20 protein-coding genes are annotated in these 22,353 nt (G+C 72.3%); 11 read left to right on the top strand and 9 right to left on the bottom strand.

Annotated elements, in window-relative coordinates; all coding sequences use genetic code 11:
- The first annotated feature begins 109 nt into the window (after positions 1–109).
- From nadC to ACQ9ZG_RS14075, 7 genes are all read left to right on the top strand, one after another.
- On the top strand, positions 110–1,165 hold the full coding sequence (gene nadC / locus ACQ9ZG_RS14105; protein ID WP_109916591.1) for a carboxylating nicotinate-nucleotide diphosphorylase: 1,056 nt from the start codon (positions 110–112) through the stop codon (positions 1,163–1,165).
- On the top strand, positions 1,165–1,962 hold the full coding sequence (locus tag ACQ9ZG_RS14100; protein WP_018489334.1) for a type III pantothenate kinase: 798 nt from the start codon (positions 1,165–1,167) through the stop codon (positions 1,960–1,962). The genes nadC and ACQ9ZG_RS14100 overlap by 1 nt, the downstream gene beginning before the upstream one ends.
- 161 nt (positions 1,963–2,123) lie before the next feature.
- Complete coding sequence (locus tag ACQ9ZG_RS14095) at positions 2,124–2,705, top strand: hypothetical protein (protein WP_028416132.1); 582 nt, start codon at positions 2,124–2,126, stop codon at positions 2,703–2,705.
- A 92-nt stretch (positions 2,706–2,797) separates the two neighbouring features.
- The gene (locus ACQ9ZG_RS14090; protein WP_018489332.1) at positions 2,798–2,977 is read left to right on the top strand and encodes a hypothetical protein; all 180 of its coding nucleotides are present in this window, start codon (positions 2,798–2,800) and stop codon (positions 2,975–2,977) included.
- Between the two features lie 132 nt (positions 2,978–3,109).
- The gene (locus tag ACQ9ZG_RS14085) at positions 3,110–3,517 is read left to right on the top strand and encodes a BlaI/MecI/CopY family transcriptional regulator (RefSeq protein WP_019764901.1); all 408 of its coding nucleotides are present in this window, start codon (positions 3,110–3,112) and stop codon (positions 3,515–3,517) included.
- 10 nt (positions 3,518–3,527) lie between these two features.
- A complete protein-coding gene (locus ACQ9ZG_RS14080; protein ID WP_084994353.1) occupies positions 3,528–4,097 on the top strand; it encodes an amino-acid N-acetyltransferase in 570 nt (189 codons plus the stop codon).
- 169 nt (positions 4,098–4,266) lie between these two features.
- Positions 4,267–4,602, top strand: a complete 336-nt coding sequence (locus tag ACQ9ZG_RS14075) for a histone-like nucleoid-structuring protein Lsr2 (RefSeq protein ID WP_018489329.1) — start codon at positions 4,267–4,269, stop codon at positions 4,600–4,602.
- Here the strand turns inward: ACQ9ZG_RS14075 and ACQ9ZG_RS14070 are convergent.
- On the bottom strand, positions 4,581–5,186 hold the full coding sequence (locus tag ACQ9ZG_RS14070) for an SCO3374 family protein (RefSeq protein WP_099218425.1): 606 nt from the start codon (positions 5,184–5,186) through the stop codon (positions 4,581–4,583). The two genes, ACQ9ZG_RS14075 and ACQ9ZG_RS14070, sit on opposite strands and share 22 nt — an antisense overlap.
- Positions 5,187–5,636: 450 nt before the next feature.
- On the opposite strand from ACQ9ZG_RS14070, the gene ACQ9ZG_RS14065 reads away from it, so the two are divergent.
- A complete protein-coding gene (locus ACQ9ZG_RS14065; RefSeq protein ID WP_028416136.1) occupies positions 5,637–8,165 on the top strand; it encodes an ATP-dependent Clp protease ATP-binding subunit in 2,529 nt (842 codons plus the stop codon).
- A gap of 1,009 nt (positions 8,166–9,174) precedes the next feature.
- Positions 9,175–9,864 carry a M23 family metallopeptidase gene (locus ACQ9ZG_RS14060; protein ID WP_028416137.1) on the top strand — a complete coding sequence of 230 codons (690 nt, stop codon included), beginning with the start codon at positions 9,175–9,177 and terminating at the stop codon, positions 9,862–9,864.
- 277 nt (positions 9,865–10,141) lie between these two features.
- Here ACQ9ZG_RS14060 and cseC read toward each other — a convergent pair whose 3' ends face one another.
- The 5 genes from cseC to ACQ9ZG_RS14035 form a co-directional block, all read right to left on the bottom strand.
- Positions 10,142–11,479 (bottom strand): two-component system sensor histidine kinase CseC, encoded by a 1,338-nt coding sequence (gene cseC / locus ACQ9ZG_RS14055; protein ID WP_018489325.1) that lies wholly within the window; start codon positions 11,477–11,479, stop codon positions 10,142–10,144.
- Positions 11,480–11,759: 280 nt separating this feature from the next.
- Positions 11,760–12,473, bottom strand: a complete 714-nt coding sequence (cseB, locus tag ACQ9ZG_RS14050) for a two-component system response regulator CseB (protein WP_018489324.1) — start codon at positions 12,471–12,473, stop codon at positions 11,760–11,762.
- 18 nt (positions 12,474–12,491) lie between these two features.
- Positions 12,492–13,142 carry a hypothetical protein gene (locus ACQ9ZG_RS14045; RefSeq protein ID WP_018489323.1) on the bottom strand — a complete coding sequence of 217 codons (651 nt, stop codon included), beginning with the start codon at positions 13,140–13,142 and terminating at the stop codon, positions 12,492–12,494.
- A gap of 158 nt (positions 13,143–13,300) precedes the next feature.
- Positions 13,301–14,098 carry a SigE family RNA polymerase sigma factor gene (locus ACQ9ZG_RS14040; protein WP_499280602.1) on the bottom strand — a complete coding sequence of 266 codons (798 nt, stop codon included), beginning with the start codon at positions 14,096–14,098 and terminating at the stop codon, positions 13,301–13,303.
- 158 nt (positions 14,099–14,256) lie between these two features.
- Positions 14,257–15,195, bottom strand: coding sequence for an HhH-GPD family protein (locus ACQ9ZG_RS14035; RefSeq protein ID WP_499280601.1), 939 nt, complete (start codon positions 15,193–15,195; stop codon positions 14,257–14,259).
- A gap of 242 nt (positions 15,196–15,437) precedes the next feature.
- Here ACQ9ZG_RS14035 and ACQ9ZG_RS14030 point away from each other — a divergent pair, with 242 nt between their 5' ends.
- Positions 15,438–16,286, top strand: a complete 849-nt coding sequence (locus tag ACQ9ZG_RS14030) for a hypothetical protein (RefSeq protein ID WP_181398327.1) — start codon at positions 15,438–15,440, stop codon at positions 16,284–16,286.
- A 296-nt stretch (positions 16,287–16,582) separates the two neighbouring features.
- Here the strand turns inward: ACQ9ZG_RS14030 and disA are convergent, their stop codons facing one another.
- On the bottom strand, positions 16,583–17,707 hold the full coding sequence (gene disA, locus ACQ9ZG_RS14025; protein WP_028416141.1) for a DNA integrity scanning diadenylate cyclase DisA: 1,125 nt from the start codon (positions 17,705–17,707) through the stop codon (positions 16,583–16,585).
- An 81-nt stretch (positions 17,708–17,788) separates the two neighbouring features.
- Positions 17,789–19,210, bottom strand: a complete 1,422-nt coding sequence (gene radA / locus ACQ9ZG_RS14020) for a DNA repair protein RadA (protein WP_028416142.1) — start codon at positions 19,208–19,210, stop codon at positions 17,789–17,791.
- A gap of 239 nt (positions 19,211–19,449) precedes the next feature.
- Between radA and ACQ9ZG_RS14015 the strand changes: the two genes are divergently transcribed.
- Entirely contained in the window at positions 19,450–21,438 is a 1,989-nt protein-coding gene (locus ACQ9ZG_RS14015) for a BACON domain-containing protein (RefSeq protein WP_499280599.1), read from the top strand.
- A gap of 65 nt (positions 21,439–21,503) precedes the next feature.
- On the opposite strand, the gene ACQ9ZG_RS14010 is transcribed toward ACQ9ZG_RS14015, so the two are convergent.
- Positions 21,504–22,346: a DUF3109 family protein gene (locus tag ACQ9ZG_RS14010; RefSeq protein WP_109917576.1), complete on the bottom strand. Its 843-nt coding sequence runs from the start codon at positions 22,344–22,346 to the stop codon at positions 21,504–21,506.
- Between the last annotated feature and the right edge of the window lie 7 nt (positions 22,347–22,353).

The raw sequence follows: 22,353 nt of genomic DNA, 5'->3' as shown, positions 1-22,353 counted from the left end.
ACTGCTGAACGGAAGCAGCCGCACCGGAACAGCGGCCGCCCCCGGACAGCAGCCGCAGCCGAACAGAGAAGCACCCGCACCACCCGCCACGCCCCGAGGAGCCGCAACCGTGTCCACGCCCGAAGAGAATCCGCGCCCCACACCCGTGGACGTACCGCTGATCCGGGTCGGCGCGCCCGCCCCGTCCGCGCCCTCCGAGGGCTGCGGCGACGACTGCGGCTGCGGTGACGGCTACGACGCCGACGCCCTGGAGTGCGGCCTGGACCCGGGTCTCGCCCTGCTCCTCGCCGAGGCGGGTCTCGACCCCGTCCAGGTCGAGGACGTCGCCCATGTGGCGATCGAGGAGGACCTGGACGGCGGGGTGGACGTCACGACCGTGGCGACCGTCCCCGAGGACGCCGTGATCACCGGTGACTTCACCGCCCGCGAGGCCGGGGTGGTGGCCGGGCTGCGGATCGCGGAGGCGGTGCTGTCGATCGTCTGCACCGAGGAGTTCGAGGTCGAGCGGCACGTCGAGGACGGCGAACGCGTCGCGCCCGGCCAGAAGCTGCTGACGGTCACCACCCGCACCCGGGACCTGCTGACCGGCGAGCGCAGCGCGCTGAACCTGCTCTGCCGCCTCTCCGGCATCGCCACCGCCACGCGTGCCTGGGCGGACGTGCTGGAGGGGTCGAAGGCCCAGGTCCGCGACACCCGCAAGACGACGGCGGGGCTGCGCGCGCTGGAGAAGTACGCGGTGCGCTGCGGCGGCGGCGTCAACCACCGGATGTCGCTCTCCGACGCGGCCCTGGTCAAGGACAACCACGTGGTCGCGGCCGGCGGGGTCGCGGAGGCGTTCAAGCGGGTCCGCGCCGAGTTCCCCGACCTGCCGATCGAGGTGGAGGTCGACACGCTGGAGCAGGTCCGCGAGGTGCTGGACGCGGGCGTCGACCTGATCCTGCTGGACAACTTCACCCCGGCCCAGACCGCCGAGGCGGTGGCCCTGGTCGACGGCCGCGCGAACCTGGAGTCCTCCGGCCGCCTCACGCTCGACTCGGCCCGCGCCTACGCGGACGCGGGCGTGGACTACCTGGCCGTCGGCGCGCTCACCCACTCCTCGCCGATCCTCGACATCGGCCTGGACTTCCGCGAGGCATCCACCACCAGCGACGGGGCCGAAGCCTGATGCTGCTCACCATCGACGTCGGCAACACGCACACGGTCCTCGGCCTCTTCGACGGCGAGGAGATCGTCGAGCACTGGCGGATCTCCACCGACGCCCGCCGCACCGCCGACGAGCTGGCGGTCCTGCTCCAGGGGCTGATGGGCATGCACCCGCTGCTCGGCATGGAGCTGGGCGACGGCATCGAGGGCATCGCGATCTGCGCGACCGTCCCCTCGGTCCTGCACGAGCTGCGCGAGGTCACCCGCCGCTACTACGGGGACGTGCCCGCCGTCCTCGTCGAGCCCGGCGTCAAGACCGGCGTGCCGGTCCTGATGGACAACCCCAAGGAGGTCGGCGCGGACCGCATCATCAACGCGGTCGCCGCCGTCGAGCTGTACGGGGGACCGGCGATCGTCGTCGACTTCGGCACCGCCACCACCTTCGACGCGGTCTCCGCGCGCGGGGAGTACACGGGCGGGGTCATCGCCCCCGGCATCGAGATCTCCGTCGAGGCGCTCGGCGTCAAGGGCGCCCAGCTCCGCAAGATCGAGCTGGCCCGGCCGCGCAGTGTGATCGGCAAGAACACCGTGGAGGCCATGCAGTCCGGCATCGTCTACGGCTTCGCGGGCCAGGTCGACGGGGTGGTGGCCCGGATGAAGAAGGAGCTGACCGCCGACCCGGACGACGTCACGGTCATCGCGACGGGCGGCCTTGCTCCGATGGTGTTGGGGGAGTCCTCCGTCATCGACGAGCACGAGCCGTGGCTGACGCTGATCGGGCTGCGCCTGGTCTACGAGCGGAACGTCTCCCGCGCGTAAGGGGTGCGGCGCGGGACCCCGGCGTACCTGCGGGAAGGGCCGGGGCGGGGCCGGACCACCGCTCTCGGCCGCGCCGCGCCACCGGCAGCCAGTTAAGAGGATTTTGTCCATTTAGCACGTATTGTCGCGTCATGCCCACGCCCTACGGTTCACGAGGCGGCATGGCGTTCAGCGCGGACGAGCTGCGGGTGCTCCGACGTGCCCTCGCCATCGCCCTCCACCCCATGCCCCTGTCCGACGAGGACGTCCAGGACTGCCTGCGGCTCGCGGGCTCCGTGGACGAGGCGGTCGGGGAGGCTGGCCGGCTGCGAGCGTTCCTCCTCGCCGACCTGGCCCGCTACCGCGACGCCCTCCCCGGCTCCGTCACCGGCTATCTGGAACTGCTCCAGGACGCCCTGGCGGCCGGATACGACCCCCGCCCCGACGATCTGGCGGCCCTGCGGGCGCTCCGCGGCAGACCTGCCGCCGCGGCCCTCCTGGAGCGCTGCCAGATCCTCGCGGAGCGCTCCGTACGGGCCCGGCTCGCCGGCCGCACGCCCGCCCCGGCGGCCCCCGCTCCGCGCGGCCGGCTGCTCGCCCTCCCCGGCGGCCGGGTGGCCGACCGGGAGCCGGACCGCCCCAAGGCCCCGGCTCCGGGCCGTACACCTGCCCCGAAGCGCCCGGTGCCCACGCCCGGCGAGGTCTTCCCGCCCCGCCGCCGCCCCACGCCGCCCCCGGCGGAGGAGGAGCGCGCCGCGGGCTGATCCCCGCCCCTTGCACGCCCGGACGCGGCGGCCTCCCGAAGAGACGGGAGGTCGCCGCGTCCCGCCGTCCGGGGCTCGCTACTCTGGACGGCATGGACTACGTATCCGCGCTCGTGCCCCCCGTGGTGATGGCCATCTTCTTCATCGGTGTGGTCGTGACGATCGTCAAGAGTCAGGGCGGTCCGAACAAGACCAAGGAGGACGACGCCGTGGACGCGGCGATGGCGCGCGCGGAATCGGTAAAGCAGACCGCTCGTCCGGAGAACGCCTGACGGCTGCGGCGGCCCCTCCGCACCGCGGAACCCGTCGCCCGCCCCTCGGAGCGCACGGCTCATCGGAGTCGTGCGCTCTTTTGGCTCCGTAAATAACCAGCCATTCGGGACATCTAGCACTAAAGTGATCCCGTGCCCCGCCAATTGGGAGAGCTGGAAGACGCCGTGATGACACGCGTCTGGCAATGGAACCGTCCGGTCACGGTGCGGGAAGTCCTTGAGGACCTCCAGCAGGAACGGTCCATCGCCTACACGACCGTGATGACGGTAATGGACAATCTCCATCAGAAGGGCTGGGTCCGCAGGGAAGTGGACGGCCGGGCATATCGATATACGGCCGTCTCCACCAGGGCCGCCTACTCGGCCGCACTGATGAACGAAGCCTGGTCCCAGAGCGACAACCCGGCCGCCGCCCTTGTCGCGTTCTTCGGGATGATGTCGCCCGAGCAGCGCGAAGCACTTCAGGACGCCGTTCGTATGGTTTCCCCGGGCCCCGTGGAGACCCCGGCCGATGACACGGAGTCCGAGAGCGGGCGATAGCGTCGGGGCCATGTCCTCCGAGCAGCCGCAAACCGAAGCGGATACCGACTTTCATACCGACCCGTCGGTAAATAAGCCCGCCATCACCGTCCGCCGCGCCAGGACCGGTGATGTGCCATCCGTACGCCGCCTCCTCGACGGGTACGTGTCCGGTGGCATCCTGCTCGACAAAGCCACCGTCACCCTTTACGAGGACATCCAGGAGTTCTGGGTCGCGGAACGCGACGAGGACGCCCGGGTCGTCGGCTGCGGCGCTCTCCACGTGATGTGGGAAGACCTCGCGGAAGTCCGGACCCTCGCCGTCGACGCCGGCATCAAGGGGGCCGGGGTGGGGCATCACGTACTGGAGAAGCTCTTGCAGACCGCCCGTTGGCTCGGGGTCCGCAGGGTTTTCTGCCTCACCTTCGAAGTGGACTTCTTCGCCAAGCACGGGTTCGTCGAGATCGGAGAGACACCGGTCGACACCGATGTCTACAGTGAGCTGCTGCGTTCCTACGACGAGGGTGTCGCCGAGTTCCTCGGTCTCGAACGGGTGAAGCCGAACACCTTGGGCAACAGCCGGATGCTTCTGCACCTGTGATGCGCGGATGAAGCACTCAAGCCGTGCCCTCATCCCCGCATCCCTATGTCCGAATCGCGCACGTTTCCCGTGTTCTCGCGCTCCTGAACCTCTCCCGGGGGTTTGTGTTTTCCGGAGAAAAGCGGTTTCCTTTCCGCGTACTCCCTTTTCTTCGATGAAAGGAAATCCCGTGGCACAGAAGGTTCAGGTCCTTCTTGTCGATGACCTCGACGGTGTCGAGGCGGACGAGACCGTGACGTTCGCCCTCGACGGCAAGACCTACGAGATCGACCTCACCACGGCCAATGCGGACAAGCTTCGCGGTCTTCTCGAGCCCTACACCAAGGGTGGCCGCCGCACCGGTGGCCGCGCCGCGACGGGCCGCGGCAAGGGCCGCGCCGTCTCCGGTGGCAACAAGGACACCGCGGAAATCCGCCGGTGGGCGCGGGAGAACGGCCACAACGTGAATGACCGCGGCCGCGTTCCCGCCGAGATCCGCGAGGCTTACGAGAAGGCCAACGGCTGATCCGACGCACTGCCGTCACGCAGCCCGGCCCGGGCACGCGACAACCGGACCCGATGGCACTCCGTCGCCGCCGCGTCCACCAGGCGTACGAGATCGGGGGCATCCCCACCGCTCCCGAAGCCCGCGAGAGCGGGAAGCGCCGGCCCGGGCGGAAGCCCCGGCTCGGGGGGCCGCAGCCACAGAGCGGCCCCCGGCGAGCCCGCACCGCCCCGGAGCGCCGGAGCGGTGATGCGGCCCCCGGCGCCCAGGGCGGTCAGATCGGGCGCGACGGGACCCCATTCCAGCCAGTCGAGCAGCCCCGGCAGCTCGTCGGCGCCGCCCGGGGCGACCAGCAGCCCCATCCGGTCACCGCTCAGCAGCACCGGCCCGGTCCGCACAGGGCGGCGCAGCAGGGCACGGCCCGCCTCGGCGGGAAGCTCCAGCACGTCGAAGCGGACCCCGGTGAGCAGCCGCACCGGAGCGCGCCCCTCGGTCGCCCAGCCGAGCTTCCGCTCGTACCAGCGGGCGAGAGCGGCGGGCCCGGGACCGAAGGAATCCGGACCGGTGCCGGGTGACGATCGGGGCGGCGGGACGGGGAGGGCCATGTCCGATGAACCCCCGAAGCGACAGCGAAGTTACGCACCGTCCCTGAATGGACACTTTGCGTCCCTTTTTCCGGGGCGCGCGGGAGTGTTCGGCAGCGCAAGGTTGTTCGCCCGTAGCGGAGGGAACCGGGGCGCGCCGCATGGACTGTCAGTGATTGCGGGTAAGACTTTCCTAGTGGGAAGGGGCGACACGCAGGCCGAGGCGTCTCACGTTCGCCATCGGCGTACTGGCGATAGGGGTATCTGCCTGGCCTGCGGGAACATCGTCTCGCACCATCGGGTTGGAGCAGTTGTCAGCTGTTCGGCAGTAAGAATCCCCGCCCGGTGCGGGGTGATCCGGACGGATGTCGGCAGTTGGAATGAGCTGTCCCGTCCTGCGGGACTAGCATGCGGAAGGACTGGGAGGGGACCGACCCCTCACTGACCGACCGCTCTGAGGAGCGATTAACGATGTTCGAGAGGTTCACCGACCGCGCGCGGCGGGTTGTCGTCCTGGCTCAGGAAGAAGCCCGGATGCTCAACCACAACTACATCGGCACCGAGCACATCCTCCTGGGCCTGATCCACGAGGGTGAGGGTGTCGCCGCTAAGGCCCTGGAGAGCCTCGGGATTTCGCTCGAGGCGGTCCGCCAGCAGGTGGAGGAGATCATCGGGCAGGGCCAGCAGGCTCCGTCCGGGCACATCCCCTTCACTCCGCGAGCCAAGAAGGTCCTGGAGCTGTCGCTCCGCGAGGCCCTTCAGCTGGGCCACAACTACATCGGCACCGAGCACATCCTGCTCGGCCTGATCCGCGAGGGCGAGGGCGTCGCCGCCCAGGTCCTCGTGAAGCTGGGCGCCGACCTGAACCGGGTCCGGCAGCAGGTCATCCAGCTGCTTTCGGGCTACTCGGGCGGCAAGGAGACGGCGGCCGCGGGCGGCCCCGCGGAGGGCACGCCCTCCACCTCCCTGGTGCTCGACCAGTTCGGCCGGAACCTCACCCAGGCCGCTCGTGAGTCCAAGCTCGACCCGGTCATCGGGCGCGAGAAGGAGATCGAGCGGGTCATGCAGGTGCTGTCCCGCCGGACCAAGAACAACCCGGTCCTCATCGGCGAGCCCGGCGTCGGCAAGACGGCGGTCGTCGAGGGCCTGGCCCAGGCGATCGTCAAGGGCGAGGTGCCCGAGACCCTCAAGGACAAGCACCTCTACACCCTGGACCTCGGCGCCCTGGTCGCCGGTTCGCGGTACCGGGGTGACTTCGAGGAGCGCCTGAAGAAGGTCCTCAAGGAGATCCGCACCCGCGGCGACATCATCCTGTTCATCGACGAGCTGCACACGCTGGTCGGTGCGGGTGCCGCCGAGGGCGCCATCGACGCGGCGAGCATCCTCAAGCCCATGCTGGCGCGAGGCGAGCTGCAGACCATCGGTGCCACCACGCTCGACGAGTACCGCAAGCACCTGGAGAAGGACGCGGCCCTCGAGCGCCGCTTCCAGCCGATCCAGGTCGCGGAGCCGTCGCTGCCGCACACCATCGAGATCCTGAAGGGTCTGCGCGACCGTTACGAGGCCCACCACCGGGTCTCCATCACGGACGAGGCCCTCGTCCAGGCCGCGACCCTGGCCGACCGGTACATCTCGGACCGCTTCCTGCCGGACAAGGCGATCGACCTGATCGACGAGGCCGGATCGAGGATGCGCATCCGCCGGATGACCGCGCCGCCGGACCTCCGCGAGTTCGACGAGAAGATCGCGGGCGTCCGCCGCGACAAGGAGTCGGCCATCGACTCCCAGGACTTCGAGAAGGCAGCCTCCCTCCGCGACAAGGAGAAGCAGCTGCTGGCGGCGAAGGCCAAGCGGGAGAAGGAGTGGAAGGCCGGCGACATGGACGTCGTCGCCGAGGTCGACGGCGAGCTGATCGCCGAGGTCCTGGCCACCGCCACCGGCATCCCCGTCTTCAAGCTGACGGAGGAGGAGTCCTCCCGTCTGCTGCGCATGGAGGACGAGCTCCACAAGCGCGTCATCGGCCAGAAGGACGCCATCAAGGCCCTCTCGCAGGCGATCCGCCGTACGCGAGCCGGTCTGAAGGACCCGAAGCGCCCCGGTGGCTCGTTCATCTTCGCCGGTCCGTCCGGTGTCGGTAAGACGGAGCTGTCCAAGACGCTCGCCGAATTCCTCTTCGGCGACGAGGACGCGCTGATCTCCCTCGACATGTCGGAGTTCAGCGAGAAGCACACGGTTTCCCGCCTCTTCGGTTCGCCCCCCGGCTACGTGGGCTACGAGGAGGGCGGCCAGCTCACCGAGAAGGTGCGCCGCAAGCCGTTCTCCGTCGTCCTCTTCGACGAGGTCGAGAAGGCCCACCCCGATATCTTCAATTCCCTGCTCCAGATTCTGGAGGACGGTCGCCTGACCGACTCCCAGGGCCGGGTCGTGGACTTCAAGAACACGGTCATCATCATGACGACCAACCTCGGGACCCGGGACATCTCCAAGGGCTTCAACCTGGGCTTCGCCGCCCAGGGCGACGTCAAGACCAACTACGAGCGCATGAAGGTCAAGGTCAACGAAGAGCTCAAGCAGCACTTCCGGCCGGAATTCCTCAACCGTGTCGACGACACGGTGGTCTTCCACCAGCTGACCGAGGAAGACATCATCCAGATCGTCGACCTCATGCTCGCCAAGGTCGACGAGCGGCTCAAGGACCGCGACATGGGCATCGAGCTCAGCTCCGAGGCCAAGTCGCTCCTGGCGAAGAGGGGCTACGACCCCGTGATGGGCGCCCGGCCGCTGCGCCGGACGATCCAGCGTGAGATCGAGGACGTCCTCTCCGAGAAGATCCTCTTCGGTGAGCTGCGCCCCGGTCACATCGTGGTCGTCGGCGTCGAGGGCGAGGGCGACGACGCGAAGTTCTCGTTCCGCGGCGAGGAGAAGTCGGCCCTGCCCGACGTCCCCCCGATCGAGCAGGCGGCAGGCGGCGCCGGCCCGAACCTGTCGAAGGACGCGTGACGCGGATGTAGGGCGTGAGCCCGAGCGCGTGTGAGGGGCTGCCCCGGAATCGGCTTTACGGCCGGTCCGGGGCAGCCCCTTTTCCGCGTGCTCCATCGTGGCCTCCCTGCGGACGGACCGGCTCATGTACCGGGGGCCCCGCCACCGAACCTTGCCACCGAACCCGCCGTCGATCCGTTGCTGTTGCTGTTGCCCGGTCGGCCCGTTGCCCCGTTGCCCCGTTGTCCTCCGGGCCGATCTCCGGGCCGATCGCCCACGCCTCCCCGGGCGCCGCGTTCCGCGGGCTCAGGGCGAAGGCAGCCGTGCGCGTACGGCCCTGTACCCGGGTCGTGCCCGTTCCCGCACGCGCCTCGGTCCCCAGGCCCTCCCCTTGCCGCCCGCCTCGGCCCCTCTTGCGCGGTTCGCGGGGGACTCCATCCGGATGTCCCCGACCGCGAAGGCGAGCAGGCGGTCCGGGGCCCGCGAAAGCCGCCTCCACCAGCCCGTTACGGAGGGATTCGACGGCGGCGGGCGGCTCGATGCCGTCCGGGACAGGGGGTGTTTCCGGCGGTCCTGGCGGTCCCTCCGGGCGCCGTCCCCCTTCCCGTCAGCGCAGTGACGTAGCGGGCCGAAGGTCCCGAATCGGAAGGACCTAGGTCCCACCGGCGGTGACAAGGCGCACAGGCCGAAACAGGCCTACTACCCGGGGCCGTAGCCGGTGCCCGGCCCGGTGGAGGGACCTTCGCCCCGGCGGGCGGGCGCCCCGCCCGCGCTTCGGGCGATACGGCCCGTTCGCGGCGCCATGTCCGGGAAAGTGCCCGCAGAACAGCGTTTAAACCTCGTTCGGGTGAGGGATTTCGTCGCCTCCCCGAGGCCCCGAAACAGGACAACCGAGACGAATTCCCGGGCCCCTCTCTACGGCTTTTCTTCGTAGATGGGGTGTTTGAGCACCGGCGGGGGTGCGGGTTACCAAGGTTGAGCAAGCCCGGACAGCACGCCGGGTCCACTCACCTTCGGAGGACTTCACCGTATGAAGCGCGCAACGAACCAGCTCACCAACCGCCCGTCCGCCTCCCGCATCCGCGGCGCCGTTCTGGCCGCCGGCCTGGGGGCGTCCGTGGTGCTGGGTGCTGGCACGGCGTTCGCCTCGGGCACCACCGGTACCGCCGCCCTCGCCGCGGGCACCACCGCCGAGTCGGTCGCCCAGCAGGCCACCGCGCAGAGCAAGGCCGCCGTCAAGAAGGCGTCGGACGCCAAGAAGAAGGCCGAGGACAAGAAGAAGGCGGCGAAGAAGAACGCCGCCTCCTGGAAGTCCCCGGTCAAGAAGTACACGCTGACCGCCAGCTACGGCACCGGCGGCGCCCGCTGGGCCGCCAAGCACTCCGGCCAGGACTTCGCCGTGCCGGTCGGCACCCCGGTCTCGGCCGTCCACACCGGCACCGTCGTCAAGGCCGGCCCGAACGGCGCCGGCGACGGCCCCGCGTACGGCAACGCCGTCGTGATCAAGCACGCCAACGGCAAGTACTCGCAGTACGCGCACCTGTCGAAGGTCAACGTCAAGATCGGCCAGAAGGTCAAGACGGGCCAGAAGATCGCCCTGTCCGGCAACACCGGAAACTCCAGCGGCCCGCACCTGCACTTCGAGATCCGCACCACCCCGAACTACGGCTCGGCGCTGAACCCGGCCGCGTTCCTCCGCTCGGTGCACGTCTCCATCTGATCCGGCCGGCGTAACCGCGCGGTCCGCAGCCGGAGACCAGGCGCCCAGCGCCGCCCGGCGGCCGCGCAGCACAACCGAAGAGCGTTCAGTGGACCCGTTACACCCCGGTACCCGGGGCGTGCGCCCGGGTCACCCGACCGACGGCGACGTCGAGGACAGCCTCATGGCTCACTCCTCGGGGTCGCCGTCGGCGTTGCCGGACGCCCTCCGCGGACGCGCCCTCCGCAGACGCGCCCTCCACGGTCGCCCTCCACGGCCGCGCCCTCCACAGGCGCTCTCACGCCTGCGGCTGCCGCTCCTCCGCGCTCCGCAGCGTCGGGAAGCTGCCCGTGTTCGTCGGCGCGTGCTCCGGCAGCCACAGCACCGCGATCGCCCCGCCCGTGCCCTCCGCCGCACCCGAGGGCGCCGCGTTCCGGAAGGTCAGCCGGGCCCCCAGGACCCGTGCCTGGCCTGCCGCGATCGTCAGGCCCAGGCCGTGTCCGTGCCCGGCCCGGTCCACCGACCCCGTACGGAACCGGCTCGGCCCGTCCCGCAGCAGCTCCTCCGGGAATCCCGGACCGTGGTCCCGCACCCGGACCACCCGGCCCTCCACCGTGACCTCCACCGGCGTGGAGCCGTGCTTGGCCGCGTTGCCGAGGAGATTGCCGAGGATCCGCTCCAGACGGCGCGGGTCCGTGGAGACCCACGACTCGTGCACCACCCGCACGGTCACATCCGGGTCCAGCAGCCCGATCCGGCGGCTGACGAACTCCCCGAGCGGCAGCTCCTGGAGCTCCGCCCGCTCCGAAGCGCTGTCCAGGCGGGCCACCTCCAGCACGTCCTCGACCAGCGTCCGCATCGCCTGGGCCCGGTCCCGTACCAGCTCGGTCGGGCGGCCCGGCGGCAGCAGCTCGGCCGCCGTGAGCAGCCCGGTCACCGGGGTGCGCAGCTCATGGGCGATGTCGGCGGTGACCCGGCGCTCCGCCTCGATCCGCTCGTTCAGGGCGTCGGTCAGCGCGTCGACCGCCCGCGCCAGCTCGTCCGTCTCGTCCCGCACGACCCCGCCGACCGCTTCGCGTACCCGGACGTCGGTCTGGCCCTGGGCGACCAGGCCCGCCGCGGCCGCCGCCTTGCGCAGCCGGCGCGAGAGCTGGCCGCCGATGAGGACGCCGAGCGCGCAGCCGCCGAAGACGACCGAGACCGAGCCGATGATCAGCGCCCGGTCCAGGTCGTCCATGATCGTGGCGGACCGGTCGGCGAACCGGGTGTGCAGCGAGAGCACGTCCCCATTGGCCAGCGGGACGGCCGCCCAGACGTCGGGCACCCCGTCGGGCGTCTCGGCCACATGGGTGGCCCGCCGGTTCTTGCGGACCTCGTCGCGGAGGCTGGGCGGGATCGCCGGGTCGTTGAGCTTCGCGCCGAACTTCGGCAGGTTCTTCTGCGTGCTCGCCGCCTCGTAGAACCGCTGGGCACCGAGGAGCCGCTCCAGCTGTACCTCGCGGGCGTTCTCGATCATCGAGACCCGGGCCGCGTTGTGGACGACGAGGCTCAGCGCCACCGCGATGAGCGCGCCGACCGCGGCGATGGCGATGCTGATCTTCCAGCGGACACCGGTCCGCAGGGCCAGCCGCTTCATACGCCCCCCACCGGCCGCTCCGTCCGTATCCGCATGCGTTCCGTCCCCGTGGCCAGGCGCGGCCGCGCAGTGTGCAGCCGCCCCGCCCCCGCTGTCCGCCCTGTCCCTGCAGCCGGTCCCGCTCCTGCAGCCGGTCCCGCTCCTGCAGCCGGTCCCGCTCCTGCGGCCCGTTCCACTCCTGCGGCCGGTTCTGCTCCTGCGACCCGTCCCGCTCCCGCAGCCGGTCCCGTCCCCGCAGCTCGTCCGATCCCCGCGGCCCGTTCCATCCGCGCCGCCCGTCTCATCCGCGCAGCTTGTAGCCGAAGCCGCGGACCGTCTCGATCCGGTCCTGGCCGATCTTCGTGCGCAGCCGCTGGACGTGGACGTCCACGACGCGGGTGTCCCCGCCCCAGCCGTAGTCCCAGACCCGCTCCAGGAGCTTGTCGCGGGAGAGCACGGTGCCGGGCGCGGCAGAGAACTCCAGCAGCAGCCGCATCTCGGTGGGCGTCAGCGCCACCTGCTCGCCGCCGCGCCGGACCTCCATGCCCTCCGTGTCGACCTCCAGGTCGCCGAAGACCAGCACCCCGGCCAGCCCCTCGGCCTCCCCTTCCGTGCCGCCCTGGCCCGTCCCCTCCGGACCGGCCGCGTGGCCGAAGCGGCGCAGCACGGCCCGGATGCGGGCGACCAGGACCGCGCCGTCGAACGGCTTGGTGACGTAGTCGTCGGCCCCGGCCTCCAGGCCGAGCACCACGTCGATGGAGTCGGCCCGCGCGGAGAGCATGATCACGGGCACGGTCGACTCGTCCCGGATACGGCGGCAGAGGCTCACTCCGTCGAGCCCCGGCACCATCACGTCGAGCAGCGCGATGTCCGGCCGGTCGGCCCGGAAGGCCTCCAGGCCCTGGAGCCCGTCGGGCATCGCGGTGACCGTGAAGCCGACCCGTTCCAGGGCGAGCTGGGTGGCCTCACGGATGACGTCGTCGTCCTCGACGAAGAGGACGTGGGTCTCGGCCATGGGGGTTGGGTCTCGCTTTCAGTTCCCGCTCGGTCCGGGCCGCCGGCCCGGTTCCGACTGCGGGGGCAGGTCGTCGTCCGTCGCGTCGACGGGGCTGCTGAAGTCGTTGTGCACCCGGTCGTGCTCGGTGAAGCGCTCGTCGGTCCAACGGTAGGTGACCACCTCGGAGCCGGACGGGGAGGTCATCGGGTCCTCGGCCTGGTAGATCTGCGTCGTCACCACCAGGTCGCCGCGGTCGATGGTGCCGTAGACGGCGGGCACCTCGACCGTGAAGACGTTCTCGTACGAGCCGTCCTCGCGGGCCCGGTAGACATACGTCCCGAGCCCCACCGAGTCGGCGCAGCTCATCACGTTGACCAGGACGTCGGCGGACCGGCCGCCGGTCATGGAGCCGTAGGAGGTGTCGACGGGGTAGGCCTTGCCCGCGCAGGGCTCCAGGACCTCCCGGACCTCCTTGCCCACCTTGGGGTCGGCCTTCAGGAGCCGTACGGCGTCGACCCGCCGGACCGCCGGGGCGGTGCCGGAGGGGGCGGAGCGGGGGGAGACCTGGGCGACCGGCTGGCTGCCGGCGGGGCCCTCGTCGCGGGTGCCGGTGCCGCCGGTGGCGCAGCCGACGCAGAACAGCCCGAAGGCGGCGAGTCCGGCCAGGGCCGTACCACTCGCCGCCATACCTGCCCGGAACCCACGGTTCCGTCGGGGTCTGCCGGGGGCGCCGCCGTCGTCGGCGCTCGTCCCGCCGGTGCGGCCCCCGAGGCCCGTACCGGCTCCGGCTCCGCTGCCGCTCCGGGGTGCCCCGCGGTCTCCGCCGGTCCCGTCGCTACTGGCTGTCAGGCCGCGCACCGCTCCCGCCCCCGCTCGTCGTGACGCCCGCCGTGGAGCGCCGGTGTGTTGGCCCGCGCCGCCGTCACGGAGGTGACCGACGCCGGGGCGGCGGAGGCCTTCGACCGCTGGGCCGGGACCCGGCCGGAGGGAGTGACGGGCGCCGCGCCCCGATGACTACCGGGACGGCCCGCGGCCTGCTGATGGTTCCCGGGCCGGCTCACGGCCTCCCGGTGGTTCCCGGTCCGGCCCGCGGTCTCCGGGCGACCGCCGGTCCGCCGCCCGTGCTCGCGGGCGACCGCCTCGCGGCTGGTCAGCTCACGGCTCTCCAGCTCCTGCCGCAGCCGGGCCAGCGCCCGGTGCAGCGTGCTCTTGACCGTGCCCGCCGACATCCCGAGAGCCGCGGCCGTCTCCTCCGTACTCATCTGCTCCCAGTGTCGCAGCACGACCACGCTGCGCTGCTTCGGAGCCAGGATCCCGAGGACGTCCATCAGCAGCGCCCGGTCGGCGCGCTGCTCGCTGCCGTCGTCGACGCTCGCGTCGGGCAGCTGCTCGGTGGGCACCTCGTCCAGCTTGCGCGCCCGCCACCACTCCGTACGAGTGTTGATCATGACGCGGCGCAGATAGGCGTCGGCCAGGGACTTGTCGGCGATGCCGTCCCAGCGGCCGTACGTCCGCACCAGGGCGGTCTGGAGCAGGTCCTGTGCGTCGACGGGGTCGGGGACCAGACGCCGTGCGCTCCGCAGCAGCGCCTCCTGCCGTGTGCGTACGTAGTCCTCGAATGCGAGCACCTCGCCCTGCGCCATGACAACCGCCTCCGTCCCCGTTGGATCCCCGTGTACTGCTGTCGGAGACGCTACGGAGGCGTTGTCACGAGGTTGTGCGGAGCAGCCGTAGGCGGATGCACGGCTGCCCATCGGTTGTGTAACAGCGGGGGGCGGGTACGGCCCCGGGGCCGTACCCCTCAGGTCAGCGGCAGCCGGTACCGGCCGTCCGCCAGCGGTTCGACCAGCCCGTCCGCGACCAGCCCGTCCAGCGCCCGGGCCCGCTGCACCGGCTCGTCCCACACCGCGTCCAGCGCGGACTGGGGGACGGGGGTGAGCGCGTCCCGCAACACCGCGAGCAGCCGCCCGCGCACCTGCCGGTCGGTCCCCGCGTACGTCTGGCCCTTGCGCGGCGGCCCCTCGTGCGCGGGCTTCCCGGCCAGCCGCCAGGCGCACTGGGCGGAGATCGGGCAGCGCTCACAGCTCTCGTTGCGGGCGGTGCACACGAGCGCGCCCAGCTCCATGGTGGCCGCCGCCCACTTCGCCGCCCGCTCGTCCGCCTCCGGCAGCAGGGCCCGGGCGAGCTTGCGCTCGGCGGCGGTGGTCGCGTTCGGCGGGTACTGGATGCCGTTCGCGGCGCGGGCGAACACCCGGCGGACGTTCGTATCGAGTACGGCGTGCCGCTGCCCGTAAGCGAACGAGGCCACGGCGGCCGCCGTGTACTCCCCGATCCCGGGCAGCGCCAGCAGCTGGGCGTGCTCGCTCGGTACGTCACCGCCGTGCCGTTCCGTTATCGCCTGCGCGGCCCCGTGCAGCCGCAGCGCGCGGCGCGGGTAGCCGAGCCGGCCCCAGGCGCGGACCGCCTCCCCGGGCGCCTCGGCGGCCAGGTCGGCGGGGCGGGGCCAGCGGGCCAGCCACTGTTCGTAGACCGGGAGGACCCGGCTCACCGGGGTCTGCTGCAGCATGAACTCGCTGACCATCACGCCCCAGGCGCCCGCCTCGGGGCGGCGCCAGGGGAGATCGCGGGCATGCTGCTCGAACCACCCGATGACGGGGGTGTGGAGAGAGTCGGCGGTGGGCGTCTGCGGCCCCTGGGGCGAGCGGGGCGTCTGGGAGGAAGTCGAAGTCATGGCAGTCATGGCACTGACGATCCTGGCACGGAAGCGGGGAAGGGCGTCACGGGTGCGGGGGTGTCGGCCCGCGCGGCTGCCCCGAGAGGCGGGAACGCCACCCGTTCTGTCCCCTGGGACCGGGTCCCCGCGACCGGCCGCCGTGGTGATCATCGGCAGAACTTGATGATGATCGGCAAAAACTGTGACCGGAGCGGCGGGTGGGGGTCGGGACCGCTTCGATCTCTCGTAGAGTTCGACCCGTGGGATCTATGCGCAATCCGGTCGGTCCGCTTCCCTCCAGCATCTACTGGCGCCGAAGGGCGGTAGCGGGGCTTCTGGTTGCGCTGCTCGCGGCGCTGATCGCCTGGGCCGTCACCTCCGTCAACGGCGGCGGGACGAAGGACGACGGCAAGCCCGGCGGCTCCGACCCGGTCGAGTCGATCACTCCCGGTCCCGGCAGCTCCGGCCCGAGGATCACCCAACGGCCGGGCGGGCGGGACGAGTCGGAGGACTCGGAGGGTTCCGAGGGCACGGGCGGCTCCGGCGGCGGCAGCGGCGACACGTCCGGCGCGGGCTCGGAGGGCGACTCCGGCTCAGGATCCGGATCCGGCGGTACGTCAACAGGCGGTGCGGACACGGCCGGTGCGGGTGACGGTGGTACGGGCTCCGGCGGCTCCACGGCCGGCCGGCAGGTCCCGGCCAACTCCCCGCTCCCCGAATGCAAACCGGGCGCACTGGAGTTGACCCTGCGCACGAAGGTCAGTTACGGCCCCGACGACCGGCCCAAGTTCGAGATCATCGCCCGCAACACCTCGTCGGCGGCGTGCAAGACCGACCTCGGCCCGAAGAACGTCGTGCTCACGGTCACCGAGGCCAGCGAGGACAACGACGACGTGATCTGGTCCTCGAAGGACTGCCCGGCGGCCCCGGGCCCGCTCTTCTTCCAGGTCCCGGCCGGTGCGACGATCGTGCACACGGTGGACTGGAACCGGGCCCGCTCCGCCCCCAACTGCGCCACCCCGCCGCCCGGCAAGGCCGCCCCCGGCACGTACCTCCTGGAGGCGAAGGCCCCGGACACCCCGCTCCGCCGGGCGTCGTTCGTCCTGAAGAAGGACTAGCCGCACTTCCCGCCGGTCCGGCGGGCCACTCCCAGCCCGCCCGCAGCACTTCCAGCCCGTTCGCACCACTTCCCGCCCGTCCGGCGTTTGAGGACGGAACCGTGCACGTGGTTGGGCGTCGCCTTCACGGGCCCGGGTGAGCCGGGGGAACCTCAGCCCGTCCGGCGTTTGAGGACGGAACCCTGTACGTGGGCGGGCGTCGCCCTCACGGGACCGGGTGAGCCCTGTGCGTACCGCCCGCCTCGGCCGAGGCTGCCGTCCTCACACGCCGGACGGGCCGGGTGGGTGCGGCCGGCTCAGACGTACCGTTCCAGGATCGACGACTCCGCCAGCCGCGAGAGCCCCTCACGCACGCTGCGCGCCCGCGCCTCGCCGACTCCGTCCACGGTCTGGAGGTCGTCCACGCTCGCGGCCAGCAGCTTCTGCAGGCCCCCGAAGTGCTCCACCAGCCGCTCGATGATCGCCCCCGGCAGCCTCGGCACCTTCGCCAGCAGCCGGAAGCCGCGCGGCGAGACCGCCGAGTCCAGGGTCTCCGGCGAGCCGCTGTACCCCAGCGCCCGCGCCACCACCGGCAGCTCCAGCAGCTCCGTGTGGCTGAGGGAGTCCAGCTCCGTCAGCGCCTCCGCCACCGTGCGCGACCGTTTCGCCGTCGGCTCGGGCACATAGTCCCGGACCACCAGCTCCCGCTCCGGCTCCACGCCCGCGATCAGCTCGTCCAGCTGGAGCGAGAGGAGCCGGCCGTCGGTGCCCAGCTCCACCACGTACTCCGCGATCTCGGTCGCGATCCGCCGGACCATCTCCAGCCGCTGCGCCACCGCCGTCACGTCCCGGACGGTGACCAGGTCCTCGATCTCCAGCGCGGAGAGCGTGCCGGCCACCTCGTCGAGGCGGAGCTTGTACCGCTCCAGCGTGGCGAGGGCCTGGTTGGCCCGGGAGAGGATCGCGGACGACTCCTCCAGGACCCGCCGCTCCCCGTCCACGTACAGCGCGATCAGCCTCATGGACTGGGAGACCGAGACGACGGGGAAGCCGCACGCCTTGGAGACCCGGTCCGCCGTGCGGTGCCGGGTGCCCGTCTCCTCCGTGGGGATCGAGGCGTCCGGGACCAGCTGCACCCCGGCCCGCAGGATCTTGGTGATGTCCTTGTCGAGGATCAGCGCCCCGTCGAGCTTGCACAGCTCCCGCAGCCGGGTCGCGGTGAACTCCACGTCCAGCACGAACCCGCCGGTGCACATCGACTCGACGGTCTTGTCCATGCCGAGGACGATCAGCCCGCCGGTGTTGCCGCGGAGAATGCGCTCCAGGCCGTCCCGCAGGGCCATTCCGGGCGCGACCGCGCTCAACGAGGCGCGCATCAGCGCTTCGTTGCCGGTGCCTTGGCCGGACTTTCCGGGCGCTGCCGCCCGGTCGTTGGCTGCCACTGCACTCCTCCGGTCAACAGGTTTGCGGTGCCCTTGCGTCCCCCATGCCGTGTCCACGGGCGGGCGAGACCAGGGCAAAGTCTACCGGCGCGCGTTCTCATCCTGACGAGGCTGCGGCGCCTCCTGACGAGACCGGCGCGGGAGGACCCGCAGAGCATCCCCCATGTCGGCGACTTCTGTGACCTTCATACCCGAAGGAACCCGCCCCGGGTCGGTCGGCACCAGGGCGTGGGTGAAGCCGAGGCGGTGGGCCTCCGCCAGCCGCCGCTGCACCCCGGTGACCCTTCTGACCTCGCCCGCGAGCCCCACCTCGCCGATCGCCACCAGGTTCTTCGGGAGCGGGGTGTCACTGGCGGCGCTGGCCAGCGCCAGCGCGACCGCGAGGTCGGCGGCGGGCTCGGTGAGCTTCACGCCGCCGACCGTCGCGCTGTAGATGTCCCGCTTGCCGAGCGCGCTGATCCGGCCGCGCTGCTCCAGCACGGCGAGCATCATCGAGACCCGGGAGGTCTCCAGACCGGAGGTGGTGCGCCGGGGCGAGGGGATCTGTGAGTCGACCGTGAGCGCCTGCACCTCCGCGACCAGGGGCCGCTTGCCCTCCAGCGTCACCGTGAGGCAGGTGCCCGGGACGGCGACGTCGCGCCGGGTCAGGAAGAGGCCCGAGGGGTCGGCGAGGCCGGTGATGCCCTCGTCGTGCAGCTCGAAGCAGCCGACCTCGTCGGTCGCCCCGTAACGGTTCTTGACGCCGCGCACCAGGCGGAGCCGCGCGTGCCGGTCGCCCTCGAAGGAGAGCACCACGTCCACCAGGTGCTCCAGCAGCCGGGGCCCGGCGATCGCGCCGTCCTTGGTGACATGGCCGACGAGCAGCGTGGCCATCCCGCGCTCCTTGGACGCCCGGATCAGCGCCCCGGCCACCTCCCGGACCTGGGCCATCCCGCCGGGCGCGCCGTCGATCTCGGGCGAGGCGACCGTCTGCACCGAGTCCAGGATCAGCAGCGACGGCTTGACCTCGTCCAGATGCGCGAGCACCGCCGAGAGATCGGTCTCCGCCGCGAGGTAGAGGTGGTCGCTGATCGCCTTGATCCGGTCGGCCCGCAGCCGGACCTGGCTGGCGGACTCCTCGGCGGTCACATAGAGCGTGCGGTGGTCGTCGCTCGCCGCCTTGGCCGCCACGTCCAGCAGCAGCGTCGACTTGCCGACGCCCGGCTCACCGGCCAGCAGCACGACGGCCCCCGGCACCAGCCCGCCGCCGAGCACCCGGTCCAGCTCCCCGACGCCGGTCGAGCGCGCCGTGGCCGTACGGCTGTCGACCTGGCCGATCGGCAGCGCGGCGGTGGAGACCCGCCCGGCCGCGGTCGTGCGCACGGCGGGCGCGCCGCCGAACTCCTCGACCGTCCCCCAGGCCTGGCATTCGGGGCAACGGCCGAGCCATTTGGCGGTGGTCCAGCCGCACTCGGTGCAGCGGTAGGACGGCCGGTCCTTCGCGGATTTCGTACGGGCAGCCATGGCGTCACCGTATCGGTGGGGTCCGACAACGCCGCGCGCGCAGGGCGGGAACGCGGCCGCGCAGGGCCGGGAATCCGGGCGGAGAGGGGGCGCGGGGGCTCCACGCACAGAGGGCGCACGGAAGCATCGGGGGCGGAATGCGTGGCCCCCCACCCCTTTCGAGGGATTCGTTCACCCGTAAGGATTAAATGTCCTCAAGGGGCGCCAAGGGGGCGTACTCCTCTGCCTACGGTCGCCGGGTGACGAGCAGCAGGCTGCAGACCTCCACGCACACCACCGGCGCACACCGGGCGCACCGGCGAGCACCGCACGCCTCGGCCCAGCGCCCGGCCGCACGTTACGAGCCGTATCTCGACGGACTCTTCACCTACTGCCTCTCCGTGCTCTGCGACCACGACGCGGCGACCGAGGCCCTCGGCGCGGTTCTGGCGGTGGCCGAACGGCACGAGGCCCGGTGCCCCGAGGGCGAGGAGGAACGTACATCCTGGCTCTACGCCCTGGCCCGCTGGATCTGTCTGCGCACGCTCACCGCGCGCAGGCGCGGCCGCCAGGCCCACCGCAGGCCGTCGGCGGCGGCCGGAAGCACGTCACCGGCCGGGTGCCCACCGGCAGCCCTCACCACCGAGGGCACCGGAACCACGGGCTCCGGAACCACGGGCTCCGCCGCCACCGGCCGCTCCGCCGCCACCGACGTCTCCGCGGCCACCTCCATCGCCGGGACCGCTCCCCACCCCACCCGTACCGGCCCGCACGCCGACCCCCGCCCGGTCCCGCCCACCACCCCCGAGGACGCCGCCGCCCCCGCCCCCGCCGAGTCCCCGGCCGCCGAGGCGCGCCGCCGGGAGCTGGCCACCCTCGCCTGGCCCGAGGCCGCGGGCACCACCCCGGAGCAGCGCGAGGCGCTCGAGCTGGCCGTACGCCACCGGCTCACCCCGCGCGCCGTCGCCTCCGTGCTCGGCCTGGAACCGGCCGCCGCCCGCGAACTGCTCGCCGCCGCGGCCTGCGAGGTCGAGCGCACCCGGGCCGCGCTCACCGTCGTGGAGACCGCCGGCTGCCCCACCGTCGCCGGGCTCACCGGCGACCACCGGGTGCTCCTCTCCGCCACGCTCCGCCGTGAACTGGTCCGGCACGTCGACGACTGCCCCCGCTGCCGCCGCGCCGCCGAACGCGTCGACGCCGCAGGGCCCTGGCCCGGGGCCACCGTCACCCCGGTCACCGCCCGGCTGCCGCTCGTCGAGGCCCCGCGCCCCTCGGTCCACGTCGCCCTGGTCCAGGCCCGCCGCTCCCGTGCGGGCCACCCGCGCTTCGGCCGTACCGGCTATCCGCTCGACCCCAAGGACGACGCCGCCCGCCGGGACCGGCTGCGCGCCCGGGTCGTGACGACGACGGTGGTCGCCACCGTGGTCGCCGCCCCCGTGATCGCCCTGTGGGCCGCCTACCGGGGCGCCCCGCTCACCGGCGAGGGCCACGACGGCTCCAAGGTCACCGCCACCGAGATCGAGGGTGCGGGCGAGCGGACCGACGACCCGGGATCGGCCTACGAGAAGGCGGGCAGCGCCCACCCCGGCGACCGGCGCGGGGTCCACTCCCCGGACGTCACGGCCGAGGTCGTCAGCGTCGGCGGCGACCGGGGGAGCGCGGGCCGCCTGACCGTCACGGCCAGGACCTCCGGCGCGCTCACGACGATCACGCTGACCGCGTCCGCCCACGGCCCGGTCGACTGGACGGCCGCCACCGACGCGCGGTGGCTGCGCCTCAGCCGTACGGCGGGCACGCTCGCGGCCGGCCGGTCCACCACCGTCACGGTCGCCGTCGACCACGCGGTGGCCCCGCGCGGCCCGTGGCGGGCCCGGATCGCGCTGGACCCCTCGGGCTCCGCCGTGATCATCGAGGGCCGGGGCACGACCACCCCGCCCACCACCACCGACCCCACCCGCCCGGGCCCCGGCACCCCCCGTCCCACGGACCCGCACCCGACCGACCCCGGCCCGACCGATCCGGGTCCGGGTCCGGGGCCCGGACCTGGACCCACGGACCCGGGCCCGACCGATCCCGGCCCCACGGACCCGGGTCCGAGTCCGACCGACCCGGGCCCCACCGACCCCGGCCCCACGGACCCGACCCCCACCGACCCGGCCCCGACCGACCCCACGGACCCACCGGACCCGGACCCCACGGACCCGCCCCCGACGGACCCGGCCCCGAGCGATCCGACGCCGACGGACTGACGACGCAGACCCGCTGGCTTCCGCGCACCCGAGGGTTTCCGCGCACCCGAGACCCTCCGGGCCCCTCAGCTCTCCGGGTCCGCCGGATGCGGGGCCATCGGCAGCAGCGAGGCCAGCCGCTCCTCGCACAGCTCGACGAGCCGGTCGTACCCCTCCTTGCCCATCAGCTCGACCAGCTCCGGCCGGTAGGAGACGTACACCGGCTCCCCGGCCCCGTGCGCCGAGGTGGCCGACGTGCACCACCAGTGCAGGTCATGGCCGCCCGGACCCCAGCCCCGGCGGTCGTACTCCCCGATCGTCACCTGGAGCACCCGGGTGTCGTCCGGCCGGTCGATCCAGTCGTACGTACGCCGTACCGGAAGCTGCCAGCAGACGTCCGGCTTGGTCTCCAGCGGCTCCTTGCCCTCCCGCAGCGCCAGGATGTGCAGCGAGCAGCCCGCCCCGGCGGCGAAGCCGGGCCGGTTCTGGAAGATGCAGGACCCCTCCCAGCGGCGCGTCTGGCGTTCGCCGTCCTCGTCGACACCGACCCAGCCCGTCTCCGTGCCGACGTCGTGGAACTGCCACAGCTCCGGGGTGAGGCGTGCCACGTGTCCCGCGACCCGTTTCTCGTCGTCCTCGTCGGAGAAGTGCGCGCCCAGCGTGCAGCAGCCGTCGTCGGCGCGGCCCGCCTGGATGCCCTGGCAGCCGCTGCCGAAGATGCAGGTCCAGCGGGAGGTGAGCCAGGTCAGATCGCAGCGGAAGACCTGCTCGTCGTCGCCCGGGTCGGGGAACTCCACCCAGGCCCGTGCGAAGTCGAGGCCCTTCTCGTCGGACGGATCGGGTCCGTTCGCCTCCGGCCGTGCTGCCTGCTTGTTCGACTTCTGCTTCTTCGTGGCTTTGTCCTGCTTAGCCTTTTTCGTCTTTGGCACGCGCCCA

The organism is Streptomyces araujoniae (assembly GCF_050871195.1).
Taxonomy (GTDB): Bacteria; Actinomycetota; Actinomycetes; order Streptomycetales; family Streptomycetaceae; genus Streptomyces; species Streptomyces bacillaris.
The sequence above is the reverse complement of the archived record's forward strand: the minus strand, read 5'-3'. Positions and strand labels throughout refer to the sequence as shown.

What these genes read in the sequence shown, in the direction of transcription:
- ACQ9ZG_RS14095 (WP_028416132.1), top strand. Translation starts at nt 2,124, where the DNA reads ATGGCGTTCAGCGCGGACGAGCTGCGGGTGCTCCGACGTGCCCTCGCC.
- ACQ9ZG_RS14100 (WP_018489334.1), top strand. Translation starts at nt 1,165, where the DNA reads ATGCTGCTCACCATCGACGTCGGCAACACGCACACGGTCCTCGGCCTC.
- cseC (WP_018489325.1), bottom strand. Translation starts at nt 11,479, where the DNA reads ATGAAGCGGCTGGCCCTGCGGACCGGTGTCCGCTGGAAGATCAGCATC.
- ACQ9ZG_RS14035 (WP_499280601.1), bottom strand. Translation starts at nt 15,195, where the DNA reads ATGACTGCCATGACTTCGACTTCCTCCCAGACGCCCCGCTCGCCCCAG.
- ACQ9ZG_RS14070 (WP_099218425.1), bottom strand. Translation starts at nt 5,186, where the DNA reads ATGGCCCTCCCCGTCCCGCCGCCCCGATCGTCACCCGGCACCGGTCCG.
- ACQ9ZG_RS14060 (WP_028416137.1), top strand. Translation starts at nt 9,175, where the DNA reads ATGAAGCGCGCAACGAACCAGCTCACCAACCGCCCGTCCGCCTCCCGC.
- ACQ9ZG_RS14065 (WP_028416136.1), top strand. Translation starts at nt 5,637, where the DNA reads ATGTTCGAGAGGTTCACCGACCGCGCGCGGCGGGTTGTCGTCCTGGCT.
- ACQ9ZG_RS14080 (WP_084994353.1), top strand. Translation starts at nt 3,528, where the DNA reads ATGTCCTCCGAGCAGCCGCAAACCGAAGCGGATACCGACTTTCATACC.
- ACQ9ZG_RS14030 (WP_181398327.1), top strand. Translation starts at nt 15,438, where the DNA reads ATGCGCAATCCGGTCGGTCCGCTTCCCTCCAGCATCTACTGGCGCCGA.
- ACQ9ZG_RS14045 (WP_018489323.1), bottom strand. Translation starts at nt 13,142, where the DNA reads ATGGCGGCGAGTGGTACGGCCCTGGCCGGACTCGCCGCCTTCGGGCTG.
- ACQ9ZG_RS14090 (WP_018489332.1), top strand. Translation starts at nt 2,798, where the DNA reads ATGGACTACGTATCCGCGCTCGTGCCCCCCGTGGTGATGGCCATCTTC.
- cseB (WP_018489324.1), bottom strand. Translation starts at nt 12,473, where the DNA reads ATGGCCGAGACCCACGTCCTCTTCGTCGAGGACGACGACGTCATCCGT.
- ACQ9ZG_RS14040 (WP_499280602.1), bottom strand. Translation starts at nt 14,098, where the DNA reads ATGGCGCAGGGCGAGGTGCTCGCATTCGAGGACTACGTACGCACACGG.
- radA (WP_028416142.1), bottom strand. Translation starts at nt 19,210, where the DNA reads ATGGCTGCCCGTACGAAATCCGCGAAGGACCGGCCGTCCTACCGCTGC.